General features: G+C 61.5%; 12 protein-coding genes. 6 read left to right on the forward strand and 6 right to left on the reverse strand.

The window, feature by feature from the left end; all coding sequences use genetic code 11:
• Positions 1-10: 10 nt before the first annotated feature.
• Positions 11-1,417 carry a sialate O-acetylesterase gene (locus tag WMO46_RS06435; RefSeq protein WP_349094025.1) on the reverse strand — a complete coding sequence of 469 codons (1,407 nt, stop codon included), beginning with the start codon at positions 1,415-1,417 and terminating at the stop codon, positions 11-13.
• A 269-nt stretch (positions 1,418-1,686) separates the two neighbouring features.
• On the opposite strand from WMO46_RS06435, the gene WMO46_RS06440 reads away from it, so the two are divergent.
• From WMO46_RS06440 to WMO46_RS06450, 3 genes are read left to right on the forward strand one after another with little or no spacing between them, the layout of a single operon-like run.
• Entirely contained in the window at positions 1,687-1,920 is a 234-nt protein-coding gene (locus tag WMO46_RS06440) for a 2TM domain-containing protein (RefSeq protein ID WP_129650572.1), read from the forward strand.
• Positions 1,921-1,932: 12 nt separating this feature from the next.
• Entirely contained in the window at positions 1,933-2,523 is a 591-nt protein-coding gene (locus tag WMO46_RS06445; protein WP_129650573.1) for a hypothetical protein, read from the forward strand.
• 4 nt (positions 2,524-2,527) lie between these two features.
• Complete coding sequence (locus WMO46_RS06450; RefSeq protein WP_129650574.1) at positions 2,528-2,812, forward strand: winged helix-turn-helix domain-containing protein; 285 nt, start codon at positions 2,528-2,530, stop codon at positions 2,810-2,812.
• A gap of 24 nt (positions 2,813-2,836) precedes the next feature.
• Here WMO46_RS06450 and WMO46_RS06455 read toward each other — a convergent pair whose 3' ends face one another.
• Genes WMO46_RS06455 through WMO46_RS06465 form a run of 3 tightly spaced genes read right to left on the reverse strand, consistent with a single transcriptional unit; the run spans position 2,837 to position 6,860 of the window.
• Positions 2,837-3,754 carry a LysO family transporter gene (locus tag WMO46_RS06455; RefSeq protein ID WP_276714204.1) on the reverse strand — a complete coding sequence of 306 codons (918 nt, stop codon included), beginning with the start codon at positions 3,752-3,754 and terminating at the stop codon, positions 2,837-2,839.
• Positions 3,755-3,759: 5 nt separating this feature from the next.
• Entirely contained in the window at positions 3,760-6,423 is a 2,664-nt protein-coding gene (locus WMO46_RS06460; RefSeq protein ID WP_276714206.1) for an AsmA family protein, read from the reverse strand.
• Positions 6,420-6,860 (reverse strand): GNAT family N-acetyltransferase, encoded by a 441-nt coding sequence (locus WMO46_RS06465; protein WP_349094026.1) that lies wholly within the window; start codon positions 6,858-6,860, stop codon positions 6,420-6,422. The genes WMO46_RS06460 and WMO46_RS06465 overlap by 4 nt, the downstream gene beginning before the upstream one ends.
• Before the next feature lie 188 nt (positions 6,861-7,048).
• Between WMO46_RS06465 and WMO46_RS06470 the strand changes: the two genes are divergently transcribed.
• Together WMO46_RS06470 and WMO46_RS06475 are read left to right on the forward strand one after the other, a co-directional pair.
• Complete coding sequence (locus WMO46_RS06470) at positions 7,049-7,768, forward strand: polyprenol monophosphomannose synthase (protein WP_019149590.1); 720 nt, start codon at positions 7,049-7,051, stop codon at positions 7,766-7,768.
• An 18-nt stretch (positions 7,769-7,786) separates the two neighbouring features.
• Entirely contained in the window at positions 7,787-8,905 is a 1,119-nt protein-coding gene (locus WMO46_RS06475; protein ID WP_349094027.1) for a glycosyltransferase family 87 protein, read from the forward strand.
• Positions 8,906-8,992: 87 nt separating this feature from the next.
• On the opposite strand, the gene WMO46_RS06480 is transcribed toward WMO46_RS06475, so the two are convergent.
• Together WMO46_RS06480 and WMO46_RS06485 are read right to left on the reverse strand one after the other, a co-directional pair.
• On the reverse strand, positions 8,993-9,361 hold the full coding sequence (locus WMO46_RS06480) for a GtrA family protein (protein ID WP_129650579.1): 369 nt from the start codon (positions 9,359-9,361) through the stop codon (positions 8,993-8,995).
• Positions 9,358-11,073 (reverse strand): ArnT family glycosyltransferase, encoded by a 1,716-nt coding sequence (locus tag WMO46_RS06485; protein WP_349094028.1) that lies wholly within the window; start codon positions 11,071-11,073, stop codon positions 9,358-9,360. The genes WMO46_RS06480 and WMO46_RS06485 overlap by 4 nt, the downstream gene beginning before the upstream one ends.
• Before the next feature lie 157 nt (positions 11,074-11,230).
• On the opposite strand from WMO46_RS06485, the gene WMO46_RS06490 reads away from it, so the two are divergent.
• Positions 11,231-11,875, forward strand: coding sequence for a TetR/AcrR family transcriptional regulator (locus WMO46_RS06490; RefSeq protein ID WP_276760604.1), 645 nt, complete (start codon positions 11,231-11,233; stop codon positions 11,873-11,875).

The following is an 11,875-nucleotide window of genomic DNA, read 5'->3' on the forward strand; positions in this document are numbered from 1 at the left end:
TGGTTTCAGGTTAAAAGTCGTCGGTGCGGAACGGTACGAGGGGAAGTTCGCGGGTGTTGACGACATTGCCCGGCTGGAAATCGCGGAATCCATAACGCACGGCCACCGGTTCGGGAATGTCGGGAAGAAAAACGATCAGCCGTTCGTTGCCTTCGAAATGCACCTGCGCGGGGCGGAACACCCGGTCGGCGCCGCAGATCTCGAAACCCCTCAGATCGAACGCCCGGCCGAAACCGCCGAAAGTGTTGTCGAACGAAAGGCAGGCTTTGCCGTCTTTGATTTCCATCGATCGGAACTGCATGTTTTCGCAGGCCACGTCCTTCCTGCCGTAAGTACGGTTCAGAGCCCAGAATGCCAGCCGACGGCCCACGCTGCGCTTGTCGCGGGGATGAATGTTACCCTCTTCGCAGGGAAGGACCAGATCGTTGGTCGAAACCATACCGCTGCCGGGGATCAGCTTCTGCGCCCGGCACTGCGCCTCGCGCAAATAGGGCGACAGCCCGTTGCCGTAACCGAAAGGCGCGATCTCGACGAAATAGAACGGCAGTTCACCCAGCCCCCACTGCGCACGCCACCCGGCCACCATATCAGCCATCCGTGCAGCATACTCCGTGTGACGGCCGATGTTCGACTCGCCCTGATACCAAAGGAATCCGCGGACGGTATAGCGGGTCAGAGGGTACACCATGGCGTTGTACATCGCCATCGGACGCATGTAGTCGGGCAGTTCGGCAATGGCTTTCTCCGAAAGGTCGATGTCGGGATAGGTCTCCAGCGCCTCGCGCGGGGTCCAGCACTCGATGCGGCTGCCGCCCCACGAACTGTCGATGACCCCGACCGGGACATCCAGCGCCCGCGAGAGCATTTCGGCGAAGAAATAGGCCGTGGCGCTGCACCGCGCGGCGGTAGCCGTCGTGAATTCGTTCCAGGCGCCCGGAACACGCTCCTGCGGCGTATAGCCCTGCGAATAGGCCACCTTCAGGAAGCGGATGCGGCCGCGCTGCGCATCGGCGCAGGCGATAGCTTCGTTGCCACCCTCGACCAGACCGTTCCAATAGCCGCCGAGAGGCATGTCCATATTGCTCTGACCGCTGCAAAACCACACCTCGCCGATCAGCACGTTGTCCAACACCCGCTTGTCGCCGCTCGCAACGGTGATCCGCTGCGGCTCGTAACTACCGGCGGGAGTTTTCAGCGTCACCTCCCAGCGGCCTTCCCCGTCGCTTTTCACAGAGGCTTTCGCGCCCCACGAGGCCACGACTTTCACCGCCGCATGCGGATCGGCCCAGCCCCAGAGTTTCACATTCGTATTCTGCTGCAACACCATGTTGCTGCCGATGGCATCGGGAAGGGAGACCTTCGCCGCAACGCTCCACGCCGCCGCAAGGCCGAAGAGGAGCAAAAGCATTTTTTTCATAGTCGGTTTTCGTTCGGGTTTCTGCAAATTTAGCATTTTCTCACCGAAGTAGCACCTTACTTAAACGATAAAATAAGCCATCGAAAGCCAAGTCGATCAAAAAACGCAATCGCAGATCAAAATACGGCATTCAACCCGACCCACTCCTTCATAAATAAAATGTATCCGATTTTTCTGAAAAATTTCCGGCTCGAAATTTGGTTTATATTATAAACTACTTTATATTTGCAACATATTTAAGAACCGGCCCGGCCGCAAAACCGAAAACAATGGAAATCACCTCTGTCAACACCAACAAACGCCGCCTTTTCGCGCGCCGGTTCAGCCGCCGCGTCACGACCTGTTTCGCGGTTTGCGGCTTCTTAGCTTTCGTCAACTGGTACACATCGCCCCACTACTGGTGGGTGGTCTGGGTTATCGCCGGGTGGGGACTGAGCATCCTGCTCTCGCTCATCCGCTACCTGTTCGACCAGGACGACGAGGACGATTGCCGAAACCGTTAAAAAATTACACCTATGGAAGACCGTAAACTGGAGGCCGCCGAAAGCCTGGAGCTCATCGGCCGCATGATCGAAAACACCCGTAGCCGCATCGTTCGCAACTCGGGACGCCCGCTACTGGCGTGGGGCTATGCCACCGTCATCACGACAATCATCGTATGGGCCGCCGTAGTCGGATTCCGGGACCCGCGCTGGAACTACCTGTGGCTGCTGCTGCCCGTGCTGGGATGGCTGTTGATGTGGCTCACACGCGGAAAACCCACCGAGGGCGAGGTCCGCACGTTCGTTGACCGCGTGATCGGAAATGTCTGGTTCGTCATGGGGTCCACAGCCCTCTTCGTCAGCCTGCTGACGCTCTTCACGCCCATGCGTCTGCCGATACTCTTCATCATCCTGCTCATCATGGGCATGGGGACCGCCGTCACGGGACTCATCATCCGCTTCACACCCACCATCGTCGGAGGTATCGCGGCCATCATCCTCGCCCCGTGCACGCTGCTTGCCGGCAATATGTGGCAGCCGTTGCTCTTCATCGCGGGATTCGTGGTTATGATGATCATCCCGGGCCACATCCTCAACCATACGTCGAACCGCCCGCAACGATAATGCGATGTTCAAAGAACTGAATCCTCTGTTGCACTCCGAACTGAGGCTGGCTGTCGTCTCGATCCTGATCGGAGTCGAGAGCGCCGATTTCGTCTTCATCCGGCAACAGACCGGAGCCACGGCGGGAAACCTCTCGGTGCAACTGGACAAACTCGCCAAAGCCGGTTATATCGAGGTCGAAAAGACCTTTCGGGGAAAGAAGCCCTGCACGGTATGCCGCATCACCACGGTCGGGCGCGATGCCTTTGCCGAATACGTCGAAGCCCTGCAATCCTACATAAAAAAATAAGCGTCCCTCAGGGCGCTTATTCTTTCAGACGGTACAGAAGAACGTCACCAGGAACGGGACGCTGAAATCGAGCACGCAGCCGTGAAAGACCGACACCACGGCATAGGGACGGCCTGCGGCCTGCGTGATGATCGGAAGCGTCGTGTCGAAAGTCGTCGCACCGCCGATCGACACGGCGGCCAGCGGCCCGCACCAGCGTGCGACGAGCGGTGCGGCCAGCAGGGTGAAGATCTCGCGCATGACGTTGCACAACAAGGCGATAGTGGCCAGCTCGGGCCCCCGGAAATCGGCGATGAAGATGCTCGACAACGAATAATAACCGAAACCCGCGCCCACGGCCAGCGAATCGGTCAGCGACCATTCGGCGAGCAGCGGAGCCGCCAAAGCGGCCCCGGCCAACGTTCCGACAGCTGTGGCGACGGGCAGCAACGCCAGCCGCGGATCGAGCCTCCGGACCCGTCCGGCCAGCGTGCGGTCGTTGCCCAACGTGATCCCCACGCAGAACATCAGCGCATAGAGCACGTAGGCGCTGACCCGCGAGCCGGCCAGGTCGAACGGCGCGAAAAGTCCCACGACACATCCCGCCACGAAGAAGGCGACGATCACGAGACTGCCGCAAAGGGCCGACCATGCGGAGACCGGGATATCTGCGGCGGCCTCCCCGTCGTCGGCAGGCACGGCGCGTCCGCGAATCCGCCGCCACAACAGCCACGCGGCGAAGATGCTCCCCGCAACGGAGAGGGCGAAGATCGCCAGCGCCGCCCCTCCGAGCGTCGCCAGCGAGCCCACGACCGCAGGATCGGAGCCCACCTCAACCCCCAGCAGGAACAACAGGGCCCAGATGATAACGGTGATGAGGCGCGGTACGAAAGCGAGGCGCCGCCCGATAAGCAGGCGCCCCGTTGCAATGCCTCCGATGATGACGGCAAAGATTACGAGCATTCCGGTCACTCCTTTTTCGCCGTGAGTTTTTCGATCTGCCGCTCGGCCTCGGCTTCGAGGTTCGCGGCCTGCTTCTCGGCCTCGGAGACCAGTTTGTCCCCGGCCTTTTCGGCGGCGAGCTTGGCCAGAGCGCCCTTCTTCGAAGCCTCCTCGACGAGTTTCGCCCGCTGGCTCTCGGCCGCCTCGACGAGCTTCTCCCCGGTCCGCTTCGCCTCCGCACGCAGGTTCTCGGCCTGTTTCTGAATCTCCTCGGAGAGCGACTCGCTGCCGGTAAGCTTCTGAATCTGCTCATCGACGATATTCTTCACGGCCTCTTCGGCAGCCTCCTTCACGCCGAGCGTGATCTTGGGCGACGAGAAGGTGCCGCCGATGCCCACGCCGATAGATTGCAGCGTCTTGCCACCCGGAATGGCCACCTTGGCCGTATAGTCGATGGTCTGATCGAGCCCTGTGGAGCCCGAAAGGTTGATGCCGACGCTGCCCAGTTTCAGGTCGAAAGGCTGCGTGGTGATGCGGCCGTCCCGGATGGCGAAACGGATCGTGACATCCTTGGCTTCGATCTTCCGCAGGTCGTCGTTGTTCAGCGCCTTGGCCAGCGCGTCGAACGCCTCGATATTCTGCACACGGATATTGGCCGACCTGATCTCGCCCGTGGCGGTGAGGGTTTGCAGGTCGGGCGACATCTGAGAGTCGAGCGACGTGCGCATGTCGAGCGCCAGCGAATAATCGCCGCCGGTCTTGGCGAAGATCGGCACGAGTTTCTGCACCATCTCCAGCTCCTCGAAAGTCTTCTGGAACGAGGCGCCCACAATGTCGGCATTGAGTTTCAGCGCGGGTTTCGCCGGATCGGCCGCCGTCGAGTAGCTGCCCGAAGCGGTGGCCTTGCCGCCGAAGACGCCCAGCCCCAGCCGGTCGAGCGACAGCACGCCGCCGGCAACGCTCATCTCGCCCGAAATGTCGCTGACCGTCATTTTCCCGAAGAGCACTTTGCGCAGATCGGTGTTGAGCGAGAGATTCAGGTTGCGCGGCACCTCGACGGCCTGCATCGGCTCGGCGGCAACCACCTCACCTTCAGCCGGCTCGGACGACGCGGGCATGGCTTCCATGATCTCGTTCAGGTCGAGCAGTTCGGACTTCACGTACAGACGGCCCGAAAGCATGTCGCCCCGCAGCAGATAGCCGATGTAACCCGTCAGCTGACCGTTGGCCGCGAGGTCGCTCTTGCCGACCGTCACCCCGAATTCGCCGAGGGTCATCGCGGCGGGCGTAATGGTGGCCGCGGCGCGGCGGATGTACACCGCCGGCAGACTCGGAAGCGTCAGCCCCAGCTCCTCGACGGTGAAGGTGCCCTGCGCACCGAGTTTTTCGTAGCGGTTTTTCTCAATGTCGGACATGCGGCCCGAGACTTTGAGATCCGCGGTGATCTGGCCGCCCAGCTCGACGCCCTTCTCCAACGGGTAAACCTCCTTCACGGCCCCCAGATCGACACGCCCGGCAGCCGTGGCGCGGAATACGGGGTCGCTGACGAGATTCGTAGCGTAGAAGGTTGCCGAAACGGAGTTCCCGGCCATCTTAAGGCCGAATTTCGAAAGATCGACGACCGTTTTGTCCATCACGCCCCCGGGATTCGCCACCTTGGCGGCGATGTTGATGCCGGTCACGGCCTTCGGGAGCGAGGAGTACTGGAAGCTGCCGTCGCGGACCTCGGTTTTCAGTTCGAAGGCCGGAAGCGCCGAACCGCGCATCTCGCCCTTGGCCCAAAGCGCCATCGAGAGCTCGCCGCCCGCCGTGAGGTTTTTGAACTCCCGGGTGTAGAACGCCGGGATGAGCGACAGCACGTCTTTGAACTGCACCTTGTCGCAGCCGGCCGTGAGGTCCATGACCACGGCATCGTCGTCCAGCTCAACCCAGCCGTCGAGACCCACCGAAATGGCGTTCAGCCGCAGCGTGTTGCGCGAGAAGGTGAAGCGGTTGTTCGCCAGGTCGGCGTCGATCACCGCGACGAGTTCCGCCTCGGCGCCGCTCAGCAGCGGAATGCCGCCCGAGACGAAGCGCATCTCCTGCGCCGTGAGCCGCAGATCGAGGTCGGTGCGGTCGGCCGACATATTGCCCCGGAGCCGCAGCGAAAGGGGCGCGGTCGAGAAACGCATGTTCGTCGAATCGTCCTCGTAGCGGATCGCAGCGTCCGAAATCCGGAAATCGCGCACCGACATCCGGAACGACGAGGGTTCGGACGACTCTTCGGCGGGAGTCTCCTCCGCGACTTCGTCCGAAGGCTTCATCACGTCCCAGTTGACGGCCCCGTCGGCCAGCTTGTGCGCATGCACGGCCGGCGACGAGAGGATCACCTTGGTCACCTCGAACCCGCTGTCGCCGAACAGCGACATCAGGTTGACGACCACCGAAATCCGCTGCGCGGCGACGATCGTGTCGCCCTCGAAGCGGTCCACGCCCACCAGCGTGAGCCCTTTCAAATCCAGCGAAGCGTTCGGGAAATGGCGCAGCAGGCTGATGTCGAGCTTCTCGAAATCGAGCTTCGCCGCGAGCATTTCATTGGCTTCGCGCTTCACGATGTCGGCGATCTTGCCCCGCAGCGCAAACGGCACGATCAGGGCGACCGCCAGAATAACGGCCACCACGATGGCCGCGATCTTCACGAACTTTTTCATTCCGCATCTGTTTTAATAGCAAAGACCGTCGTTGCGGCCTCTTCGAATCCCATTTTACGATAGAGCGCCCGCGCGGCCTCCCGCGCAGGGTTCGAGGTCAGCAGGACTTCGCCCGCCCCGACAACCGCCGCATGTTCCAGTGCGGCGGCCACGAGGGCCCGCCCCGCCCCCGTTCCGCGGACTTCGGCATCGACCACGACATCCTCGATCCACGCCTTGCGGCCCGACGGCACGTCGTACCACACGAGGGTGAGCAATCCCCGGACGCATCCTCTGGCCTCCGCGGCGAAGAGCGCCGCCGAAGGGGACGCCGCGATCTCCCGCAGCCGTGCGGCCGAGGGGGCGGCGAGCCGCGGCGAAAGCTGCGGCATGAGCCGCGCAAACGCATCGAGCAGCGGACCGGTGACTTCCCGCACCTGTTTCACACGAAGTTCCATATCCGCAAAGATAACCTTTTTTATGCGAAACGTTAGGGCGATCCGTGAAAAAAGCGTACTTTTGCCCGTCGCCGCCGCCGGAAACCGGCGTTCCGCGCCCGAACGGACGATGAGCCGCCGCGCAAAACAACGGTTTTGCATCCGGCCGTTTTTTTGTTACCTTTGTTTTTTGTAAAAACATTCACACCATGCGCAAACTCGTAATCATTCCGACCTACAACGAAAAGGAGAACATATCGGCGATGATCGACAAGGTCTTCTCGCTGCCCGAACCCTTCGAAATGCTCGTCATCGACGACGGATCGCCCGACGGCACCGCCGCGATCGTCCGGGAACGCCAGAAGGAGTTCCCCGCGACGCTTCACCTGCTGGAACGCTCGGGCAAGCAGGGGCTCGGAACGGCCTACCTCACGGGATTCCGCTGGGGGCTGGAGCAGGGGTTCGACTACATCTGCGAGATGGACTGCGACTTTTCGCACAACCCCGACGACCTGGTGCGGCTGTACGAAGCGGCCGCCGAGGGCAACGACGTGGTGGTGGGTTCGCGCTACGTGCAGGGCGTCAACGTCGTCAACTGGCCGATGTCGCGCCTGCTGATGTCCTACTTCGCCTCGATGTACGTGCGCATCGTCACGCGCCTGCCGCTGCGCGACGCCACGGCAGGATTCGTCTGCTACTCGCGGCGGGCGCTGGAGACCATCGACCTCGACGCCATCCGGATGAAGGGCTACGGCTTCCAAATCGAGATGAAATACACGGCCTGGCGGCTCGGGATGAAGCTCAAAGAGGTGTCGATCATCTTCGTCGAACGCCGCGAGGGAGTGTCGAAAATGAGCGGCGGCATTTTCCGCGAAGCCTTCTTCGGCGTGCTGGGCCTCCCGTTCCGCAAAATCCGCAAACGCCGGTAAACGAACATGGAGCAGGGAATGCTGAACACACGGCCGGGGACGGAGGGTTCCGTCTGGCGGCGCATCGGGGCGTTTTTCCTCAACCCCCGCAACCTCTACGTCATCGGACTGCTGCTGGTGCTGGCGCTCTCGGTTTCGGAGGTCACGCGCGGCAGGCACAAAAACTTCATGATCTTCGCCGAATCGACGAAGCTCTTCTGGCAGCAGATCGCCCCCTACGGCGCCAACTGGCCGCCCGCGGGATTCCCCGTCCGGCTCGACTATTTCCTCTACGGGCCGCTTTTCAACATCCTCTTCGCACCGTTCGCCTACCTGCCCGCATGGCTGGGGCCGATCGTGTGGAATGTCTTCAACTTCACGCTGTGGTTCGCGGCGATCTTCACCCTGCCCGGAAAGTTCACCCGTGAGGAGAAGTGCAAATCGTTCCTCTTCACGTTCCTGATTCTGGCCTGCACGCAGCTGTCGTTCCAGTACAACGTCGCCGTGGGCTACATGTTCCTGTTCGCCTACTCGCTGTTGGAACGCGACAAGGGTTTCTGGGCCGTGCTGCTGATTATGGTCTCGGGATTCACGAAGATATACGGCATCTTCCAGCTGGCGATGCTGCTGTTCTATCCGCATTTCTGGCGTAACATGGGCTACGCCGTGCTGATCGGCATCGCATGCCTGCTGGCTCCGGCCGTCAACATGCCGCTGGCGGAACTGCCGGATTACTACGGCCAATGGGTCGGCGCCCTGACGGAACACCCCGACACCCGGACGTGGATGAACGTCTTCTACCTGCGTCCGCTCGGACTGCTGCCCTACCGGACGTACGTGCAGATCGGCGTACTGGCGCTGCTGGCCGTCGGCGTGCTGGCGAACTGGCGCAGTTGGCGGCTGCCCTTCTTCCGGATCGCCTGCCTGGCCATCCTGATGGGCTACGTCATTCTGTTCAGCAATTCGAGCGAGGGGCACACCTACGTGATCATGCTGATCGGCTACCAGATGTGGTACTGGACGATGCGCCGGGGGGGGGGAAATCCGTCTTGCCGACAAGATCGCCTACTGGGCGACCTTCGTAATCGTGGTCGTGATGCCGGTGGACGTGCTGTGCCCGCCGAAAGTCATGCAGCTTTTCTACGGATGGCAGCTTAACCTGTGGCTGCTGCTGGCCTTGTGGCTGCGGATGTGCTGGACGGCATTCATCCGCATTCCGGAACCGATGAAGCGGGTCGAAGCCGCTTAAAACGTGAAGAAATAGTTCATAAAGAAGTTCCAGAACGTCACCACGCCCGTGGCGAAGAGTTTCGCCAGGTAGAAATTCAGCCGGAACCGGTTGTGCAGAAGGTAGATCGTGGCGTTGTTGATGACCAGCCCGATCGCCGCGATGCCCAGGAAACGCAAGTACTGGCCCGCGATGTCGGGATTTTCGTTGTGGAACGTCCAGACACGGTTCAGTATATAATTCGTGGTCGATGCGCAGAGGAATCCCAGCGAGTTGGCCACGTATTTGTTCAGCCGCAGGAACTCCTTGCAGAGATAGGTGACACCGAAATCGACGAAGACGCCCGAACCGCCGACCACGCAGAATTTTATAAATTGTTCTATCATAAGTTTCCGACCACTCTCGTCGGGACGGCTTTTCCGTTAAACCAATTCGTATATCCTTCGCGGCGCAGGGCGAACCCCACGTCGAATCGCTCCCCGGCCAGCTGCGGCGACACGGTGAAGGTCACCTCCCGGGTCAGCTCGTCGTCCGCCGGGATCTTGAAATGCGCTTCGATCGGGAACTCCTCGACCCGGAAACGCCCGTGTTTCCACAGCATCGTCAGCTGCAAGCCCTTTTCACCGACCGCAATGACGTAGGGATAGGGATTCGTGATCGTCAGTTCCAGATGCAGTTCCTCACCCGCGGCCACCTCCTCAGGCAACCCCGCGACGGCTATGTCCACCAGCCGCACCGGATGGAAACTCCGGTCTACGAACCACGTGAACCGCCGGCCGTTGGCCATCGTGAGGCTCCGGACCTCCCGGGTCGTGTCGGCCATATCGGCCGGACACTCGACGAGCACCTCGCGCCCCGTGAAGCGGGAGTCGTCGTCCCGGAACTGCCACTGATGCGTGCGGTAGCGGATATTGGGCTGGCAATAAGCCTCGCCGCCGGTATAGAAAGCATATTTGGCCGCCACGGCATAGCCCTGCCGGAAGATCACCGGACGGCCGTCAGCCGCTTCGGCGATGGCGCCGTAGCTCGCGCGGTTGTCGAACACCTCGAAGCGGACGCCCAGCGGATTGAAGATCATCTCGATACGTACCAGCGCGACCAGCGCAATGGTCACGCCGCCCGCCCGCATCACGTAACGCCGCGTGCGGGGATGGCGCCGCGCATAGTCGAACAGCACGTAAACGAGTCCGAAACAGGAGACGATCACCCATTGGGGCTGCACGTATCCCCGCAGGGACGAGAGCAGGAAGAAGCCGATGAAGGCCACGGGCAGCAGTTTCAGGGCCCGTCCGACCGTCGTCTGCGGCTTCACCTTCCGCCACGCCTGCACGTACAGCGGCACGAAGAAGGGGTTGAAGACGACCAGCATGTTGCCCAGAAACTCGACGACGTAGCCGGGTTTGAAGACCGAGTTGCGGCCCGAGAGGTGATAGGCGAACGACGCCCAGTCGTGGTCGTACTGCCACACGAGGTGCGGCACGAGCAGCAGCAGGGCCACGGCCCCGCTCAGGTATAGCGACGGACGCAGTAATTGGCGGGGGGGGGCTGCCGCCAGCGCGAAAAGGACCACCAGCGCCCCGTGGTACTTGCTGTAAGCCATCAGCGCCATAGCGACGCCCATCCACAGCCACGCCATGCGGCGGCCTTCGGTGAATCGCTTGAACGTCAGCAGGAACAGCGCCGCGGTGAGCATCAGCGGACCGTCGGGCACGGCGATGAAGCCGTAGAGCTGGAGCATCAGCGTCGAAGCCGAAACGACCGTGAACAGCGCGGCGTCCCTGCGGTCGGCGTCCGCGGGACGGACGAGGCGCCACAGTATCCAAAGGTAGAGGGGCTGGAGCACGGTGAAAAAGAACCGCACGCCCAGTTCGCCGCCGAAGAGGCGTTCCCCGGCCCAGACCAGCAGGGCCGTCACGGGCGGATGGTCGAAATAGCCCCATACGAGCCGTTCGGCGAACATGTGGTAATAGGCTTCGTCGTTGGCGAGTTCCGTCAGGCCGGCCTGCAAGAGGTTGCACACCCACCACACGGCAAGCCACAGGAGCACCAGCCGGTCGGCATCCAGCGAGGCGTATGTCTTTTTGAAAGATGCTTTCATTCCAGCGGACAAAGGTATAAAAAAACCGGGCAGGAGCAAAACCGAATCGCAGCCGGCCGGCAAAACTTTCCGCCCCGCCGACAGAAAAAATCCCCGGAATCGTTGCAAATCGGAAAAACGATCGTATATTTGCGACTGACAAAATTGTTAAATCAAATTGTTAACACAGCGCGACGCCATGACCAAACCGGCCAAGAACAAGGAGCAGACGATTCTGGAAGCCGCCGAACGGGAATTCCTCAACAAGGGGTTCGCAGGAGCGCGGACGACCTCGATCGCCGAGGCGGCGGGTGTGACGCACGCCATGCTGCACTACTATTTCCGGACCAAGGAACAACTTTTCGAACGCATCCTCGACGAGAAGATGCGCCTGATGAGCCAATCGGTGCTGACCGCATTCGGACAACCGGGGCTCCCGCTGGCGGAACGCCTGCGAAACGGGGTCGAACGCCATTTCGACTTCATCGCGGCCAACCCCGACCTGCCGCGCTTCATCGTCAACGAGGTCTTCTCGCGGCCCGAGCGCTACGAGACGATGCGCACGCGCATCCGGGAGATCGCAGAGGTCCTGATGCACGACATCCAGCAGGAGCTGGACGCATCGGCGGCCCGCGGCGAGACGGACCGGATCGACGTGCGGATGCTGATGCTCGACATCATCTCGCTCAACGTCTTCCCGTTCATCGCCTTTCCGGTCGTCGAGCCCATCCTCGGAGACCTCTCCGGCGACCGGAGCCGCTTCTTCGAACTGCGCAGGAGCGAAAACGTGGAAATCGTCCTGCGCCGACTCAAAAAATCGTAG

The sequence above is a fragment of the Alistipes intestinihominis genome, from assembly GCF_040095975.1.
GTDB lineage: Bacteria > Bacteroidota > Bacteroidia > Bacteroidales > Rikenellaceae > Alistipes > Alistipes senegalensis.

Excerpts from the sequence above, each read along its gene's own strand:
- WMO46_RS06435 (WP_349094025.1), bottom strand. The coding sequence starts at position 1,417 with ATGAAAAAAATGCTTTTGCTCCTCTTCGGCCTTGCGGCGGCGTGGAGC.
- WMO46_RS06440 (WP_129650572.1), top strand. The coding sequence starts at position 1,687 with ATGGAAATCACCTCTGTCAACACCAACAAACGCCGCCTTTTCGCGCGC.
- WMO46_RS06445 (WP_129650573.1), top strand. The coding sequence starts at position 1,933 with ATGGAAGACCGTAAACTGGAGGCCGCCGAAAGCCTGGAGCTCATCGGC.
- WMO46_RS06450 (WP_129650574.1), top strand. The coding sequence starts at position 2,528 with ATGTTCAAAGAACTGAATCCTCTGTTGCACTCCGAACTGAGGCTGGCT.
- WMO46_RS06455 (WP_276714204.1), bottom strand. The coding sequence starts at position 3,754 with ATGCTCGTAATCTTTGCCGTCATCATCGGAGGCATTGCAACGGGGCGC.
- WMO46_RS06460 (WP_276714206.1), bottom strand. The coding sequence starts at position 6,423 with ATGAAAAAGTTCGTGAAGATCGCGGCCATCGTGGTGGCCGTTATTCTG.
- WMO46_RS06465 (WP_349094026.1), bottom strand. The coding sequence starts at position 6,860 with ATGGAACTTCGTGTGAAACAGGTGCGGGAAGTCACCGGTCCGCTGCTC.
- WMO46_RS06470 (WP_019149590.1), top strand. The coding sequence starts at position 7,049 with ATGCGCAAACTCGTAATCATTCCGACCTACAACGAAAAGGAGAACATA.
- WMO46_RS06475 (WP_349094027.1), top strand. The coding sequence starts at position 7,787 with ATGCTGAACACACGGCCGGGGACGGAGGGTTCCGTCTGGCGGCGCATC.
- WMO46_RS06480 (WP_129650579.1), bottom strand. The coding sequence starts at position 9,361 with ATGATAGAACAATTTATAAAATTCTGCGTGGTCGGCGGTTCGGGCGTC.
- WMO46_RS06485 (WP_349094028.1), bottom strand. The coding sequence starts at position 11,073 with ATGAAAGCATCTTTCAAAAAGACATACGCCTCGCTGGATGCCGACCGG.